This window comes from Streptomyces sp. 2A115 (assembly GCF_052245575.1).
In the GTDB taxonomy this organism is placed as follows: Bacteria; Actinomycetota; Actinomycetes; order Streptomycetales; family Streptomycetaceae; genus Streptomyces.
In genome coordinates, this window is sequence record NZ_JBQQCG010000023.1 from 70,188 (window position 1) to 86,768 (window position 16,581).

Sequence of the window (16,581 nt, forward strand, 5' to 3'; positions counted from 1 at the left end):
GTCAGGCCTCCGTTCCAGTGCTCTCAGCCGGAGCGGCAGTGGCGGCGGGAGCCTCGGCCTTGGGGGCCTCGGCAGCCGGCGCGGACTGCTGCTGCGGCTTGCGGCCGCGGCCGCCACGCTCGCCACCGCCGCCACCGCGGCCACCACGGCCGGCCGGGCGGTCGGCGCCGCCACGGGCCGGGCGGTTGCCCGCGCGGGCAGCTGCGTTCTCGGCGCGGACCTCGGCGATGTTCTTGACGTCGCCCTTGTAGATCCAGACCTTCACACCGATGCGGCCGAAGGTCGTCTTGGCCTCGAAGAAGCCGTAGTCGACGTTCGCGCGGAGCGTGTGCAGGGGCACACGGCCCTCGCGGTAGAACTCCGAGCGGGACATCTCGGCGCCGCCGAGACGGCCACCACACTGGATCTTGATGCCCTTGGCGCCGGCCTTCATCGTGCCCTGCATGCTCTTACGCATGGCGCGACGGAAGGAGACGCGGGAGGACAGCTGCTCGGCAACGGCCTGGGCAACCAGCTGAGCGTCGGTCTCGGGGCTCTTGACCTCGAGGATGTTCAGCTGGACCTGCTTGCCCGTCAGCTTCTCGAGGTCACCGCGGATGCGGTCGGCCTCGGCGCCACGGCGGCCGATGACGATGCCGGGACGCGCGGTGTGGATGTCCACCCGCACGCGGTCACGGGTGCGCTCGATCTCAACCTTCGAGATGCCGGCGCGCTCCATGCCGGACGTCATCATCCGACGGATGGCGACGTCTTCCTTGACGTAGTCCTTGTACAGCTTGTCGGCGTACCACCGGGACTTGAAGTCCGTGGTGATGCCGAGCCGGAACCCATGCGGGTTAACCTTCTGGCCCATTACCGGGTTCCTTCCTTGCTGCTGACGACCACGGTGATGTGGCTGGTCCGCTTGCGGATCCGGTAGGCGCGGCCCTGGGCGCGCGGCCGGAACCGCTTAAGGGTCGGGCCCTCGTCGACGTAGGCCTCAGTGATGACGAGGCTGTCGGCGTCGGTGTGGTCGTAGTTGTGCGCGGCGTTGGCGATGGCGCTGTCAAGCACCTTGCCGACCGGCACGCTCGCGGCCTGCGGGGCGAAACGCAGGACCGCCTGAGCCTCCGTGGCATCCATGCCACGGATAAGGTCCACCACGCGGCGGGCCTTCATGGGCGTAACGCGGATGTACCGCGCCTGGGCCCTGGCTTCCATGGTTGTCCTTCCAGTGTCTGTCATGGTCATTCCACCCCGCGTTAGCGGCGCTTCGACTTCCGGTCGTCCTTGACGTGACCCCGGAAGGTGCGCGTCGGCGAGAACTCGCCGAGCTTGTGGCCGACCATCGACTCGGTGACAAACACCGGAATGTGGGTCTTGCCGTTGTGCACCGCGATCGTGTGGCCGAGCATGGCCGGGATGATCATCGAGCGACGGGACCAGGTCTTGATGACGTTCTTGGAACCTGCTTCGTTCTGGGCGTCCACCTTCTTGATCAGGTGGTCGTCGACGAAGGGCCCCTTCTTGAGACTGCGCGGCATCTAAACCCGCTCCTAGCGCTTCTTGTTCGTCTTGCGGCGGCGGACGATGTACTTGCTCGAAGCCTTCTTCGGCGAACGAGTACGACCCTCCTTCTGACCCCACGGCGAGACCGGGTGGCGACCACCGGAGGTCTTGCCCTCACCACCACCGTGCGGGTGGTCAACCGGGTTCATCGCCACACCGCGGACGGTCGGGCGGACACCGAGCCAGCGCTTGCGGCCGGCCTTGCCCCAGTTGATGTTGCTCTGCTCGGCGTTGCCGACCTCGCCGACGGTGGCGCGGCAGCGCGCGTCGACCAGGCGGATCTCTCCGGACGGCATACGAAGGTGGGCCATCGTGCCCTCCTTCGCGAGCAGCTGCACGGAGGCACCGGCGGAGCGGGCGAACTTGGCACCGCCACCCGGACGGAGCTCGATCGCGTGGATCGTGGTACCGACCGGGATGTTACGGAGGGCCAGGTTGTTGCCCGGCTTGATGTCGGCCCCGGGACCGTTCTCGACGCGGTCACCCTGCTGCAGGTTGCGCGGGGCGAGGATGTAGCGCTTCTCGCCGTCGGCGTAGTGCAGCAGCGCGATGCGCGCGGTGCGGTTGGGGTCGTACTCGATGTGCGCGACCTTCGCCGGCACGCCGTCCTTGTCATGGCGACGGAAGTCGATGACGCGGTAGGCGCGCTTGTGGCCACCACCCTGGTGGCGCACGGTCACACGACCGGAATTGTTACGGCCGCCCTTGCTGTGCAGCGGGCGGACCAGCGACTTCTCCGGCGTGGACCGCGTGACCTCGACGAAGTCGGCGACGCTGGAGCCACGACGGCCCGGCGTAGTCGGCTTGTACTTGCGGATTCCCATTTCTCAGTCCTCGTCCGATATTCGGACCAGGGCGCTCCGTTAGGAGGCCTGGCCGAAGATGTCGATACGGTCGCCCTCTGCGAGGGTCACGATCGCGCGCTTGGTGTCCGCACGCTTGCCGAAGCCGGTGCGGGTCCGCTTGCGCTTGCCCTGACGGTTGATCGTGTTGACCCCGGTGACCTTGACCGAGAAGACCGCCTGGACGGCCTGCTTGATCTGGGTCTTGTTGGCCCGCGGGTCCACGACGAAGGTGTACTTGCCCTCGTCGAGCAGCGCGTAGCTCTTCTCCGAGACGACCGGCTTGAGGAGGACGTCACGGGGATCCGTGAAGCTCTTGCTCAGCGGGGTCTCGACGGTGTTCTTGCCCTCGGTGGCGTGGCGCTTCGCCTTGGCGACGCGCGCGGCCTTGGCGGCCTTGGCAGCCTTCGGGGCAATGCTCGGGTGACGCGTAGCCATCAGGCTTCGCTCCCTTCGGTGTCAGCGGCCTTGGGGCCAGACACGAAGGACTCGAACGCGGCCTGGGTGAAGACCACGTCGTCCGAGACGAGAACGTCGTACGTGTTCAGCTGGCCCGGCTCCAGGATGTGGACCTGGGGCAGGTTGCGGGCGGAGAGCAGGCCCTGCTCGTCCTCGCGGGAGATGACCAGGAGCAGGTTCTTGCGCTCACTGATCTTGCCCAGCAGAGTCTTTGCGGCCTTGGTGGAGATCTCGCCCTCGACCACGCCGGTGACGACGTGGATGCGGTTGTTGCGGGCCCGGTCGGTGAGGGCGTGGCGCAGGGCCGCGGCCTTCATCTTCTTCGGGGTCCGCTGCGAGTAGTCACGCGGCACGGGACCGTGCACGACGCCACCACCGGCGAACTGCGGGGCGCGGGTCGAGCCCTGGCGCGCGCGGCCGGTGCCCTTCTGGCGGTAAGGCTTCTTACCGCCACCACGAACCTCGCCGCGGGTCTTCGTCTTGTGCGTGCCCTGGCGGGCAGCGGCCAGCTGGGCGACGACGACCTGGTGGATCAGCGGAATGCTGATCTTCTCGACGTCGAAGATCTCCGCGGGGAGCTCGACCGTCCCGGTCTTGTCGCCTGCCGGCGAAATGATGTCAACAGTGCTCATCGTTACCTCAGGCCCCCTTGGCCGCGGTGCGGACCAGGACGAGGCCGCCGTTCGGACCGGGAACCGCGCCCTTGATGAGCAGCAGACCCTTCTCCGCGTCAACGGCGTGGACGGTCAGGTTCTGGGTGGTGACACGCTCGTTGCCCATGCGACCCGCCATGCGGAGGCCCTTGAACACACGGCCCGGGGTGGCGCAGCCACCGATGGAGCCGGGAGAGCGGTGCTTGCGCTGGGTGCCGTGACCGGCGCCGAGGCCCTTGAAGTTGTGACGCTTCATGACACCGGCGAAGCCCTTGCCCTTGCTCGTGCCGGTCACGTCCACCTTGACGCCGGACTCGAAGGTCTCAGCGGTGATCTCCTGGCCGAGGGTGTACTCGCTGGCGTCAGCGGTACGGATCTCGACGAGGTGGCGGCGGGGGGTGACGTCGGCCTTGGCGAAGTGACCCTTGAGGGGCTTGTTCACCTTGCGAGGGTCGATCTCGCCGAAGGCGATCTGGACCGACTCGTAGCCGTCGGAGTCATTCGTACGGACCTGGGTCACGACGTTCGGACCGGCCTTGACGACGGTGACGGGAACAACACGGTTGTTCTCGTCCCACACCTGCGTCATGCCGAGCTTCTCGCCCAGGATGCCCTTGATCTGCTTAGCCATTCTCAGATCACCGGCCCTTAGAGCTTGATCTCGATGTCGACACCGGCCGGGAGGTCGAGTCGCATCAGGGAGTCAACGGTCTTGGGGGTCGGGTCGAGAATGTCGATCAGGCGCTTGTGCGTGCGCATCTCGAAGTGCTCGCGCGAGTCCTTGTACTTGTGCGGCGACTTGATGACGCAGTACACGTTCTTCTCGGTGGGGAGCGGCACCGGGCCCGCGACCGACGCACCAGTGCGGGTCACCGTCTCGACGATCTTCTTCGCCGAGCTGTCGATGACCTCGTGGTCGTAGGCCTTGAGCCGGATGCGGATCTTCTGTCCCGCCATGGCTACTCAGTAGTCCTTTGTCTCGTTTAACGCTCTGGAACCCGGGGGTTCGCGTTCCTACCTCCGACCCACGCGGTCGGGCGTGTCGCGTCCTCACTGACAGAAATATCCACGAGTGGATTTTCCCTACCGAGGGACGCGGCCCAATATCAACCGCAGGACCGGGGGCCGAACACCCACCGGGCGCCTGGTCGGCACCCCGCTGACACTTCCCGGAAGATTCCCGTACGTCCGCCCCAGCGCTGCCTCACGGCAGTTGGAGCGACGAGTACTGTGGGACTCGCTTCCGGTCCTCCCGACGGGAGGCGCGCAGCATCGGCAACTCAACCGAGCAACCCCGACAGTCTGCCATACGGGGCAGGGGGCTGGCCAATCGAGCGGGAGAGGATACCCCCGGGGGGACGCGGCTCAAACTCTTCGGGCGGGCCCGCCCCGTCAGCGATGCCGACGCAGGGCCTTTTGAGCATCGCCGACCGCTTGGACGATCTCCCGCCGCCAGGTCTCGCAGCCGTCCTGCACTCGTGACACGATCGCGGTCGCTCGCGGTCGGCGGGCCTGCCCCCGGCCCGCGTCGACCGGCTTCTCAGCTCCGGGGCTCGTCGCGCTCGAGTGCGTCGAAGTCGATCGGCTGATAGCCCGGGGCGTAGTCACGCAGGAACGCGGCCGCCTCCGTCGGCAGGGGCGGGGTCGCGATCACCGCGTACTCCAGTACGCGCTTCGGGGCGAAGTACTTCCAGAACTCGTACTCCGGCTCCCCCGCCGCGAGGCCCGGATACCGGTCCGTGACGCCGAGGCTGTCCAGGAGCTCGGGAAGCGTGGCATCGGCGAGATTCGCCATCGGCTCACGCGGGAGCACGATCCGCTCCACACCGGGGTCGAGACGAGGCCGCTTCCCTTGCGCGATGTCCTCCAACTGGGGCCGGTCCAGCACGTACCAGGGCCCGGCATACTCCTGCACGAGCCAGCTGTCCCGGGTGTCACTGCGATGGATGGCGCATTCGTCGCCCCGGAAGATCTGCTCGACGTAGCCGAGACCGGGCTGGATCAGGGTCTGGGTCTCGCCGGCCGCCTGATACGTGATCTCCCTTCCGTGTCCTGTCGCGATCTGCGCGAACTCGGCGGCGAACTCCGACCGGGCGGGCGAGGCACGCAGGCAGGAGAAGTGGAGCGACCCGACCACGAACGCGTGGTCCTCCTGCCAGGTCGCCCGCATGAGGCGGTACGAAGGAACACTGCTGGCCCACCCGGGGATGTGCAGGACGAATTCCCCGCAGAAGACACACGAAGCGTGTTCATTACTCATTGCAGCTTTCCCTTTCCGCGGCGCGGTTCATGCCAAGGTATGCACATCGGTCATCCCATCCGCACGGGAACGATGAACCCCAATGGATTCACCGGACCACCCTCAGGATACGTTCCCTGCGGCAGCTCGCGGATTCCCGCACCGTCGAAAAATCTCAGATTTCCGTCCCTGCTGACGACCACTTCCATATGATCCGACGCCTTGTATTCCAAGTCCCGCGACATGCTGTTGGGAATTCCTCGCGCCTCTTCTATTCGATTGGGCGGTCCGGGAATTCGGTCTTCCGGGTGTGTATGGGCGATGAAATCGTAATCCTGTCCCCTGAGGTCCCGTGGAATGGAACTCGTCCGCTCCGTCCCCCGGAAGAGACGCAGATCTCCCGCCGGATTCTGGATGATGGCGTGCTCGACCCCGTGGAAGCTCTGGAGTTCGGAGAGGTGGGAAACATTCACCTCTCCGGGCCTGATGGGTATGTGCCCGTTCTCCAGCGCCCGGGTGAGCTGCCTGGCCTTCGGGGACAGCGCCCGGTAAGGGATCTGGCCACCCGGCATGCGGGCTCCGCCCTTGAAGACGCCGCTCATGCCGCGAACGCCCTCGGCCATGCCTTTGAGCCCGGCCTTGAGCCCGTTCATGGTCCGGAGGCCCTTGAGCCCCTTGGCGAGTCCGCCGAGGGTGGTGAGGCCCTTCATGCCGGGTATGCAGTCCAGCGCCGCGAAGGCCACATCCCACAGGGATGCCTGCCCCTTCATGTATTTGTTGAGGGTGTCGGCCAGGACGACGAGAGCGGCGATGAGCACGATGGCGCCGAGAATGGGCCCACCGATAATGAGGGCGATGATCCCGAGGACGGCGACGACGACCTTGCACACGGCGACGATGGTGTCCCAGTTGTCGACGAACCAGTCCCCGACCTCCTCGTACCACTTACGGTTCTGGATCCCCGCGTCGGACGCCTCGTCCAGCTTGCGCTTCGCCTCCCCCGCGGCCTCCTCACGCATCTGACGGGCGTCGGCGGCCATCTTCTTCGCCGCGTCCAGCGCACTCTGCGCGGAGGTCACATCCGACTGGGCGGCGGTGTGCGCGTCCTTGGCACTCTGCGCATCCCGGGTGGCCGCCCTGACCTTGGCCTCGTCGGGCTTCTCGACGTCCTTACCGCTGGTCGGGTCGTCCTTGTACTTGTCCGCCTCCTTGTTCGCCCGGGTCACCCACGAGTCGGCCGACGAGAGCCGGGACTTGGCGGAGGAGAGATCGGATTGAGCCTCGCGCCCCCTGGCGAGGGCCTTGTCGGCCAGCGCCTGCGCGCGTTCGAGCTTCGGCCAGTACGCGGCCAGCGCGTCCCCGGCCAGGTCGTACGACCTCTTCAGCTTCTTCAAGTTCTTCGGCACGCCGGAAAACTCGTCCCGGAACACCTGGGCTGTCTTGCCCACCATCGTCAGGACGGCGTCTTCCTCCGCCATCCCTTTGACGAGACGCAGCGCGTCCTGCACATCGTCCGCGAAGTCGTGCAGGCTCTTGGTCAGCGACTTCACCCGGACCGGATCCCCCGGCGTCGGATCCTTCTCCAGATCGAGGACATGCCAGTCCGTCGGCCGATAACCCGCCACCACGCAACCCCCGTCACGTCCACACCTACAACAACACCGTATGCACACGCGAACATACAGGGAACGCAGGTTCGGCAAGGCCTCCGCCCGAGACTCCGTACCGATCAGGAGGGAGTCGGCGACATCACAGTCGCGTACAGGTCATCCCGCTAGACCAAGCTGATGCGGCACAGGTCCATATGCGGCCGGCCCGTGCCCCTCCCCTACGGCGGGGGCGCCAAGAAGCGGGGGCAGCAGCGGCTGGGGAAGTCCTCCTCCGGGAAGAACGGAACGCGGAGCGCCCCCGTCAGCAGGTCGAGCACCAGACCGGTCGAGCTGCGTCGCGCGACGACGAAGCCCAGCTGTCCGGCCTGGAGTACGACGGTCGGCCAACCCTCGGGGTCCCCGGCAGGGACCCACAGCAGTACGTCCGCGTTGTCGGTCACTCCCCACTGGATGAGCCTCTCCGGGGGCGAGCCGAACTCCCGCAGCGCGTCACGGAGTTCGGGGATGTGCTTGTGTCGCAGGGCCGACCGCGTCTGTGCGGTGGCCGCGTCGATGTCGAGGTACTCGTTCTCTGGGCTGTCGGCGAAAATCCACAGGAACTCGTCGGAACAGCCTGCGCCGTACACGTGCGACAGCCGTAGGTGGCTCTCCGGAGCCGGTGCACGGCCCGCATCCCGATGGCCACCCTCCCGGCCTGCCGGAACCTCCGACCCGGGTGGGCAGAGCGCGGTGAGCCCTCACCTCGACGAAGAGCTTCAGCTCCGCGAGACCGAACGGGACGGGAGCTATGACGAACGGCTCCGCGAGACCAGGGACACGAGCTTGATCCCCCGCCCCGAACAGATTCCTGACGCCCTGCGCGAGGCCCTCGCTGTCGTCGCCCCCGTCGCGTGAAGGAGATGCAGGCCGAGAAGGACGAAGCCTTCGCCAAGGCGGTCGAATGGCAGTCTCTGACTCCAGTGCAGAGCTGGGTCCTCGTCTGGGCCAGGGAGATCGAGATCGCCCGCCGCTCAGACCTCTCCACCCGGTACGCCGACACGAAGAGCAACCTGGAGCACGAGAACCCGGCCATCGCGCAGGAAGCCCTGCGGGAGCTGAGCGCCGTCCTGGACGAGGCGATGAAGGCAGTCCGCGCGTGAGCTGGAATTGGGAGTGCGCCTTCGGCGCGGAAGAGGCCGCATTCAGCTTCAGCGACCCGCCGCCAGCCCTTCCCGTACCGCCCCCCACGCCGGCTTCACCCCGAACCCCTCATCCATCAACGTCGCCGCCCCCTGCCCCTCGAAGACCCCCGGCACCCACGAGTACTTGTCCGTGAATCCCCACACCGTGAACGACTTGCAGCTACGCGTCCCCAGGCACGCGTCCAGCAGCCCTCGGAAGTACGCCGCCTGAGTCGCCGGCTTCTCCTCGTCCACGGGCAGGATCATCCGGACGTCCACCTCCGTGAAGGCCGTCTGCATGCCCAGCTTCGCGAAGCGGTCGAGGTTGGCGGCGACATCGCCCGGGAACCCGTACTGGATCGCCAGGTGCCCCTGGGCCCCGAAGCCCTGCACCGGAACGCCTTCCGCCCGCAGCCGCTTCGCCAGGTCGTAGTAGGCCGTGGACTTCGCGTTGATCCCTTCCACGTTGTAGTCGTTCAGGAAGAGCTTCGCCTTCGGATCCGCCGCGTGCGCCCAGCGGAAGGCGTCGGCGATGTAGGACAGGCCGAGCTTCTGCAGCCAGATCGAATCCCGCAGCGAACCGTCCTCCTCGAAGACCTCGTTCACCACGTCCCACTGCTGGATCTGGCCCCTGTAGCGCTTGACCTCCGTGGTGACGTGCTTCCGCAGGATCCCGCGCAGCTCCGCCGCGTCGATCGAACCGTCCGCCACCCCCGACGTCAGCCAGCCGGGCAGCTGGCTGTGCCAGACCAGCGTGTGGCCGCGCACGACCTGGCCTCGGTCGCGGGCGAAACGGACCAGGGCGTCGGCCCCCGACCAGTCATAGGTTCCACGCGCGGGCTCGACGACCTCCCACTTCATGACGTTCTCGGCGGTGACGGAGTTGAACTCCCGGCCCGTCGTTCTGCGGTACGTGGTGTCGTCGGCCAGGGCGGCCATGTCCACGGCCGTGCCGATGCGTAGGTCCGCGCGGTCGGCGAGCGTCCGTAGAGGAGCCTGCGCACCCCCAGGGGCCTCGTGCGCGGAAGCCGCCTGGATGCCTGTGAGCAGCAACGTCGCGCCGAGCAGGCCTACAACGGGTATGCGGAAGTACTTCATGTCCGGTCCTTCCTCAAGAAGTGAGTTACGGCGAGAAGGGAGTACCGCGGGCGAGAAGGGAGTACCGCGATGGAATGCGGGCCGACGCTCAGCCGAGACGACGGCTCTCCAGCGGCCCCAGATACGTCGGCGTCAGCCCACCCGTGTCGATCACGAGCCGTTGCAGCACGACCGTCGGGTCGACCATCCAGAACTTCAGCCGGTGCACTCCGGCCGCGTTGATCGTGTGTTGGGTCGCCGTACGGTTGACGTTGTCCGATGTGTTGCGGGCCCACTCGATGTCCATCAGGCCGTCGTCGGCCCCGGTGGCCGCGTGGATGTCGACGGTCTCCGGGGTGTCCTCGTCGAACGAGATCCCGTACTTCAGACCGCCCGTCGGCAGGGTCGGGTTCCGCGGCGACAGGTACGCCCACACCGTCACCGGGCCCGAGTCCAGCAGGCTCACCTCGTACTCAAGGCGCGGAGACGAGCCACCGGGAGTCCTCCGAGGAGCCGTCACCGGCCACGGCGTCATGCCGGCCCCCGTGCGGCCGATCCCGTCGATACGGCGCCATGCGCCGACCGCCCGCGTGTGGTGAGCGGCGTCGATCGCCACGTACCCGCCCGCCTCCACGAAGCCGCGCAGCCCGCGCGCGGACGGGTGCTCGGCGATCAGCGCGACCGTCACCGTGGTGCCCGCTCCCTCCACGGTCACCGACGCCTCGGTACGTCCGCGCGGAGCCTTCGCCCAGTCCACGGTCAGTACGGCTCGCACCTGCTGGTCGACCCGGCCGCGCGGGCGGTCGGCCTTGATCCACGGGACGGACGGTGTGATGCGGTAGTCAAAGGGCGTACGGCCCCGGTTGAAGACCTCGATGTACTGGGTGGGCCGGGTCTGGTACGGGCTGAAGACCGGCAACACGGCCGCCGCGTCGGACGCCCCACGCGGCCACCACTGCCCCGACTCCGAGCCGTCCACCGCCACGCCCAGCTCGGCCTTCAGCGGCACCTCGATGCGCTTGACCGCCGGGAAGATCTCGTCGGGAAGCGCCACGTTGTTCCGCTCGGGCTGCTGCCAGGGCGCGTTCGGCCCGTAGCGTTCGACGTCGCCGTATCCGATGTGCGGCTGCGTCTGGAAGCCGCGCCATTTCCCGTTCGCCACCTGGGAGTTGAAGCGTTCGGCAAGTGCGAAGTCGCGTGCGAGACCGGCCTCCGCGGCGGACGCCAGGTCGTTGGTCGCGGCCCGGCCCTGCCTCGCGTACAGCAGATTGGTGAACTCCGCCTCGCGCAGCTCGTACAGGTTGGCGGTCGCCTCCACCTCGTACCCGACGAGCTCGTACCAGGCGTCCTGCGCGGAGGCCGGCAGGCTCCGCGCAATCCGTTCCGCGTCCTTGCCCAGCCGCCGCCACTCGTCCGTCGCCCGCTCCAGCTCGCGGTGGCCGAAGTGGAAAGGCGTCTCCTGGTCGTCGTACACGACCTTCCCGTCCACCAGCGTGATCCTGCGGTTCAGCAGCTCGGGTTTGCGGCGCGACTGGAGCTGCGCGTACGCCCGCAGGACCGACGCGATCGCCGACGCCTGACCCTGGCCATGGCTCTGACCCTGGCCCCGCGCCTCGCCGAAGTTCTGCCGGGCGTACCGCCGCTCCCACTCGCCCAGACTCTCCAGCGGCCAACGCTCTGGATTCCAGGCGTAGTTCAGGAAGAACTCGGTCGGGAGCTCGTTCCCTTTGAGGTCGCCGACGTTCGTGACCCACAGTCCGTGGTTCCCGTACTCGATCGCCTGGTGGAGCTGGTCCCACATGTTCGGCAGCGAGGTGGTGTCGACCCACTTGTAGTTGCGGCCGACGCCCACGTAATCGAAGTGGTAGTACAGCCCATAGCCGCCGCCACGCGCCGGCTCCGCGGGGTCCGGATGCTTGCGGATGTTCCCCCAGTTGTCGTCGGTCAGGACGACGGTCACGTCATCCGGGGCGCGCAGGCCGCGGTCCCAGTAGCGCTGGACCTCCTTGTAGAGCGTCCACACTTGCGGGGTCTCCACCACCGGTCTGCCCGTGACCTCCGCGATAATCCCCCGCTGGGTCGCGATGATCTCCTGCATCAACTCGACGGCATCGCCGTCCGGCAGGCTCGTGTCGCCGTTGCCGCGCATGCCGAGCGTGACGACGCCCTCGAAGTCCTGGTCGACCATGCGCCGGATGCCGTCGCGCCAATACGCCTTGATCGCTTCGGAGTTACGCCGGTACGACCACTCCCCCGTGCCGCCATAGGGGTCCCGCCCGGGTGTGACGATTTCCCCAGAACTGTCACGTTCCGCGGGCACCGCATGCCGGTTCCACTCCTCGATCCCCCGCATCATCGGCGCCTCATGGGACGTGCCCATGACAATCCCGTACTCCTTGGCGCGCGCGTGGTTCTCCGGGTCGTCCTCGGCGAAGGCCCGCCCCCACACCGCCGGCCACAGGTAGTTCGCCTTCAGCCGCAGCAGCACCTCGAAGACCTTGGCGTAGAAGTCCGCGGTGAAGCCGCCGGGATGCCCGGGCGCCTTCCCCGGCCCGAAATACCCGGGGGCCCACGTCCCCAGCGCCGGATTCTCGTCGTTGATGAAGACCCCGCGGTACTTCACCGCCGGCGTGCCCTGGCTGTACCGCCCCGGCAGCACGTACACCTCACTCCGCCGCACCGGCCGCACGTCGTCCCACCAGTACCAGGGCGAGACCCCGATCCCGTACGAGACGTCGTACGCCCCGAAGATCGTGCCGCGCGGATCGCTGCCGACGATGACGAAGGCGCGGTCGACGCCCGGCATCGGGCGCTCGACGACGGTCTGGAGGGAGGTTTCCCACTTGCCCTTCACGCCCGTGACGTCCAGCTTTCCGTCCGCGACCAGCCCGTCGATCAGCGGACTGCGCCCGATCGTCCCCACGATGACGACTTCCCGCGCCACCGAGGACCCGGGCCGTACACCCGTGACCCGCTCGATGTCGTCACGGAGATCCCCCGCCACCCGTACGACTCCGGAGTGGTCCTCGGGGCTGACGACGACCGGAGCACCCACGAGCGAGAAGGCCCCTGCCTTCGGCGAGAAGGAGATGTACGCGCCCGGGTCCGTGGGCCGCGGCCCCGCGGCCGCCCGCGCGACCCCTGCGACGCCTGGCAGCGCGGGTAACGCCACGAGCCCGGCTCCCACCACCCCGAGAACGGCTCTACGGCTGACGTGCCCAGACATGCCTCACCCCTCGATTCGAAGACCCGAAGCCCAATTTGGTCAGTGGCATGACAAATAGTGGGGCGAGTGAACCGAGGGAACAACGGGTCGGAAGCGTCGAATAGTTTCGTAACGAATCATTTCGACACGACCCGACGCTTGCGCAACTTGCACAGCGAAGGGGCCCGCACGACCGAAGTCGTACGGGCCCCTTCAAGGAGCTCGCGAGGAGCTACCAGGCATTCAAGCCCAACAGGTAAGCGAGACTTACTTGTTGATCTTGGTGACCTGGCCGGCGCCCACGGTCCGGCCACCCTCACGGATGGCGAACTTCAGGCCCTCCTCCATGGCGACGGGCTGGATGAGCTCAACGATCATCTCAGTGTTGTCGCCCGGCATGACCATCTCGGTGCCCTCGGGGAGGGTCACAACACCGGTCACGTCAGTCGTACGGAAGTAGAACTGAGGACGGTAGTTGTTGAAGAACGGCGTGTGACGGCCGCCCTCGTCCTTGGACAGGATGTACGCCTGCGCCTCGAACTCGGTGTGCGGGGTGACAGAGCCCGGCTTGATGATGACCTGGCCGCGCTCGACGTCCTCGCGCTTGATGCCACGGAGGAGCAGACCGACGTTCTCGCCCGCCTGGCCCTCGTCGAGCAGCTTGCGGAACATCTCGATGCCGGTGACCGTGGTGGTGGTCTTCTCGGTCTTGATACCGACGATGTCGACGGTCTCGTTGACCTTGAGGACACCACGCTCGATACGACCGGTGACGACGGTGCCACGACCGGTGATCGTGAAGACGTCCTCGATCGGCATCAGGAACGGCTTGTCGACGTCACGCTCGGGCTGCGGGATGTTCTCGTCGACGGCCTTCATCAGGTCGAGGACGGACTGGCCCCACTCCTTGTCACCCTCAAGGGCCTTGAGCGCCGAGACCTTGACGACCGGCAGGTCGTCGCCCGGGAACTCGTACTCGGAGAGCAGCTCACGGACCTCGAGCTCGACGAGCTCCAGGATCTCCTCGTCGTCCACCATGTCGGCCTTGTTAAGGGCTACGACGATGTACGGAACGCCGACCTGGCGGGCCAGGAGCACGTGCTCCTTGGTCTGCGGCATCGGGCCGTCCGTGGCGGCGACAACGAGGATGGCGCCGTCCATCTGCGCCGCACCCGTGATCATGTTCTTGATGTAGTCCGCGTGACCGGGGCAGTCGACGTGGGCGTAGTGACGCGTCTCGGTCTGGTACTCGACGTGCGCGATGGAGATGGTGATACCGCGCTGGCGCTCCTCAGGAGCCTTGTCGATCTGGTCGAAGGCCGAGGCCTCGTTCAGGTCCGGGTACGCGTCGTGCAGCACCTTGGTAATGGCGGCCGTGAGGGTCGTCTTACCGTGGTCGATGTGACCGATGGTGCCGATGTTGACGTGCGGCTTAGTCCGCTCGAACTTCGCCTTCGCCACTGGGGTCCTCCTGTGGAGTGGTTCTGTACGCCTTACTCATCGGCGCCAGGTGATCTTTGCTGGAAAGCCGGGGCCCGGGGCAGTTCCGCCGCGGTTGCGGTGGAATGCCCCAGCAGGCTCCGGAGTCAAGCCTAAGGTGTGAACTCTATTGAGTCCGACTCGGTGAGTTACTCGCCCTTGGCCTTCGCGATGATCTCCTCGGCGACGTTCCGGGGAACCTCGGCGTAGGAGTCGAACTGCATCGAGTAGCTCGCGCGACCCGACGTCTTGCTGCGGAGGTCGCCGACGTAGCCGAACATCTCCGACAGCGGAACCAGGCCCTTCACGACGCGGGCACCGGCACGCTCCTCCATGGCCTGGATCTGACCACGGCGGGAGTTGATGTCACCGATGACCTCGCCCATGTAGTCCTCGGGCGTGGTGACCTCGACGGCCATCATCGGCTCGAGCAGCACGGGGCTGGCCTTGCGCGCGGCCTCCTTGAAGGCCTGCGAACCGGCGATCTTGAACGCCAGCTCGGAGGAGTCGACCTCGTGGTAGGCACCGTCGAGAAGCGTGACGCGGACGCCCGTCATCTCGTACCCGGCGAGGATGCCGAACTGCATGGCCTCCTGCGCACCGGCGTCGACCGAAGGGATGTACTCCCTCGGGATACGACCACCGGTCACCTTGTTCACGAACTCGTACGACGCGTCGCCGCCCTCGATGGGCTCGATCGCGATCTGCACCTTGGCGAACTGACCGGTACCACCGGTCTGCTTCTTGTGGGTGTAGTCCACCCGCTCGACGGCCTTGCGGATCGTCTCACGGTAGGCGACCTGAGGCTTACCGACGTTGGCCTCGACCTTGAACTCACGGCGCATACGGTCGACCAGCACCTCGAGGTGCAGCTCGCCCATGCCACCGATGATGGTCTGGCCGGTCTCCTCGTTCGTGTGGACCTGGAAGGAGGGGTCCTCCTCCGCGAGACGCTGGATGGCGACACCCAGCTTCTCCTGGTCACCCTTGGACTTGGGCTCGATGGCGACCTGGATGACCGGCGCCGGGAAGTCCATGGACTCCAGGATCACCGGCTGCTTGTCGTCGCACAGCGTCTCACCGGTGGTGGTCTGCTTCAGGCCCATCACGGCGACGATGTCGCCGGCGCCCACCGCCGCGATCTCCTCACGCTTGTTCGCGTGCATGCGGTAGATCTTGCCGATGCGCTCCTTCTTGCCCTTGACGGAGTTCAGCACCGCGGTGCCGGTCTCCAGGCGGCCCGAGTAAACCCGGACGAAGGTGAGCTTGCCCAGGTGCGGGTCGCTCATGATCTTGAACGCGAGGGCGGACAGCGGCTCGTCCTCGGACGGCTTGCGCTTGACGACCAGCTCGGGGTCCTTCACGTCGTGGCCTTCGATGGCCTCGACGTCGAGCGGGGTCGGCAGGTAGCGCACGACCGCGTCGAGCAGGGGCTGGACGCCCTTGTTCTTGAACGCGGTGCCACAGAACACCGGGGTGACCGTGGTGTCGTTGGACTTGCCGGACGCGATGGTGATGCGACGGATCGCGGCGTACAGCTGCTCCTCGGAAGGCTCCTCGCCCTCCAGGTACAGCTCCATGATCTCTTCGTCGTTCTCCGCGACAGCCTCGATCAGCTTGCTGCGGTACTCCTCGGCGGCCTCGGCGTGCGTGGCCGGGATGTCGACGACGTCGTACATCTCGCCCTTGGCGGCCTCGGCGGACCACACGAACGCCTTCATGGTGACGAGGTCGACGACACCCTTGAAGTCGGCCTCGGCACCGATCGGCAGCTGCATGACGAGCGGCTGGGCGCCCAGACGGTCCGAGATCATGTCCACGCAGCGGTGGAACTCGGCGCCGGTACGGTCCAGCTTGTTCACGAAGCAGATGCGCGGCACGCCGTAACGGTCGGCCTGACGCCATACCGTCTCGGACTGCGGCTCAACACCGGCGACACCGTCGAACACCGTGACGGCACCGTCGAGGACGCGCAGCGAGCGCTCCACCTCGACCGTGAAGTCGACGTGCCCCGGGGTGTCGATGATGTTGATCGTGTAGTCGTTGTCCTCGAGCGGCCAGTGACAGGTGGTGGCAGCAGAGGTGATCGTGATGCCACGCTCCTGCTCCTGCTCCATCCAGTCCATGGTGGCAGCGCCGTCGTGGACCTCACCGATCTTGTAGCTGACGCCGGTGTAGAAGAGGATCCGCTCGGTGGTGGTCGTCTTGCCCGCGTCGATGTGGGCCATGATCCCGATGTTCCGGACCCTGGCCAGGTCAAGTGAAGTGGTAGCCATAAGGCTTCGGTCTTCTCTCGGTCTCGATGTGGG

16 protein-coding genes and 1 pseudogene are annotated in these 16,581 nt (G+C 66.9%); 2 read left to right on the forward strand and 15 right to left on the reverse strand.

What is annotated here, in order from left to right:
- Position 1 precedes the first annotated feature (1 nt).
- From rpsC to ACTWQR_RS21465, 11 genes and pseudogenes are all read right to left on the reverse strand, one after another.
- Positions 2–853 carry a 30S ribosomal protein S3 gene (rpsC, locus tag ACTWQR_RS21415; protein ID WP_443228725.1) on the reverse strand — a complete coding sequence of 284 codons (852 nt, stop codon included), beginning with the start codon at positions 851–853 and terminating at the stop codon, positions 2–4.
- Positions 853–1,200, reverse strand: coding sequence for a 50S ribosomal protein L22 (gene rplV / locus ACTWQR_RS21420; protein ID WP_093777432.1), 348 nt, complete (start codon positions 1,198–1,200; stop codon positions 853–855). The genes rpsC and rplV overlap by 1 nt, the downstream gene beginning before the upstream one ends.
- Positions 1,201–1,241: 41 nt before the next feature.
- A complete protein-coding gene (gene rpsS / locus ACTWQR_RS21425; protein ID WP_010986346.1) occupies positions 1,242–1,523 on the reverse strand; it encodes a 30S ribosomal protein S19 in 282 nt (93 codons plus the stop codon).
- A gap of 12 nt (positions 1,524–1,535) precedes the next feature.
- Positions 1,536–2,372 (reverse strand): 50S ribosomal protein L2, encoded by an 837-nt coding sequence (gene rplB, locus ACTWQR_RS21430; protein WP_443228726.1) that lies wholly within the window; start codon positions 2,370–2,372, stop codon positions 1,536–1,538.
- Positions 2,373–2,411: 39 nt separating this feature from the next.
- Positions 2,412–2,828 (reverse strand): 50S ribosomal protein L23, encoded by a 417-nt coding sequence (gene rplW, locus ACTWQR_RS21435; protein ID WP_443228727.1) that lies wholly within the window; start codon positions 2,826–2,828, stop codon positions 2,412–2,414.
- Positions 2,828–3,481: a 50S ribosomal protein L4 gene (rplD, locus tag ACTWQR_RS21440; protein WP_443228728.1), complete on the reverse strand. Its 654-nt coding sequence runs from the start codon at positions 3,479–3,481 to the stop codon at positions 2,828–2,830. Before rplD ends, rplW begins: the two co-directional genes overlap by 1 nt.
- Before the next feature lie 7 nt (positions 3,482–3,488).
- On the reverse strand, positions 3,489–4,133 hold the full coding sequence (gene rplC / locus ACTWQR_RS21445; RefSeq protein ID WP_151482635.1) for a 50S ribosomal protein L3: 645 nt from the start codon (positions 4,131–4,133) through the stop codon (positions 3,489–3,491).
- 17 nt (positions 4,134–4,150) lie between these two features.
- Entirely contained in the window at positions 4,151–4,459 is a 309-nt protein-coding gene (rpsJ, locus tag ACTWQR_RS21450; protein ID WP_003948644.1) for a 30S ribosomal protein S10, read from the reverse strand.
- A 583-nt stretch (positions 4,460–5,042) separates the two neighbouring features.
- Positions 5,043–5,762 (reverse strand): hypothetical protein, encoded by a 720-nt coding sequence (locus ACTWQR_RS21455; protein WP_443228729.1) that lies wholly within the window; start codon positions 5,760–5,762, stop codon positions 5,043–5,045.
- A gap of 557 nt (positions 5,763–6,319) precedes the next feature.
- Positions 6,320–7,366 (reverse strand): annotated as a pseudogene (locus ACTWQR_RS21460) (putative T7SS-secreted protein); the annotation flags it as partial.
- 203 nt (positions 7,367–7,569) lie between these two features.
- A complete protein-coding gene (locus ACTWQR_RS21465) occupies positions 7,570–7,977 on the reverse strand; it encodes a hypothetical protein (RefSeq protein WP_443228730.1) in 408 nt (135 codons plus the stop codon).
- Between the two features lie 103 nt (positions 7,978–8,080).
- Here ACTWQR_RS21465 and ACTWQR_RS21470 point away from each other — a divergent pair, with 103 nt between their 5' ends.
- Positions 8,081–8,245 (forward strand): hypothetical protein, encoded by a 165-nt coding sequence (locus tag ACTWQR_RS21470; protein WP_443228731.1) that lies wholly within the window; start codon positions 8,081–8,083, stop codon positions 8,243–8,245.
- Positions 8,242–8,490, forward strand: a complete 249-nt coding sequence (locus ACTWQR_RS21475; protein ID WP_443228732.1) for a hypothetical protein — start codon at positions 8,242–8,244, stop codon at positions 8,488–8,490. Before ACTWQR_RS21470 ends, ACTWQR_RS21475 begins: the two co-directional genes overlap by 4 nt.
- 48 nt (positions 8,491–8,538) lie before the next feature.
- On the opposite strand, the gene ACTWQR_RS21480 is transcribed toward ACTWQR_RS21475, so the two are convergent.
- The 4 genes from ACTWQR_RS21480 to fusA all read right to left on the reverse strand — a co-directional run bounded on the left by ACTWQR_RS21480 (position 8,539) and on the right by fusA (position 16,548).
- A complete protein-coding gene (locus tag ACTWQR_RS21480; RefSeq protein WP_443228733.1) occupies positions 8,539–9,609 on the reverse strand; it encodes an endo-1,4-beta-xylanase in 1,071 nt (356 codons plus the stop codon).
- An 88-nt stretch (positions 9,610–9,697) separates the two neighbouring features.
- Positions 9,698–12,814 (reverse strand): glycosyl hydrolase 115 family protein, encoded by a 3,117-nt coding sequence (locus tag ACTWQR_RS21485; protein ID WP_443228734.1) that lies wholly within the window; start codon positions 12,812–12,814, stop codon positions 9,698–9,700.
- Between the two features lie 246 nt (positions 12,815–13,060).
- A complete protein-coding gene (gene tuf, locus ACTWQR_RS21490; RefSeq protein WP_443228735.1) occupies positions 13,061–14,254 on the reverse strand; it encodes an elongation factor Tu in 1,194 nt (397 codons plus the stop codon).
- A 167-nt stretch (positions 14,255–14,421) separates the two neighbouring features.
- Positions 14,422–16,548, reverse strand: a complete 2,127-nt coding sequence (gene fusA / locus ACTWQR_RS21495; protein WP_443228736.1) for an elongation factor G — start codon at positions 16,546–16,548, stop codon at positions 14,422–14,424.
- Positions 16,549–16,581: the final 33 nt, after the last annotated feature.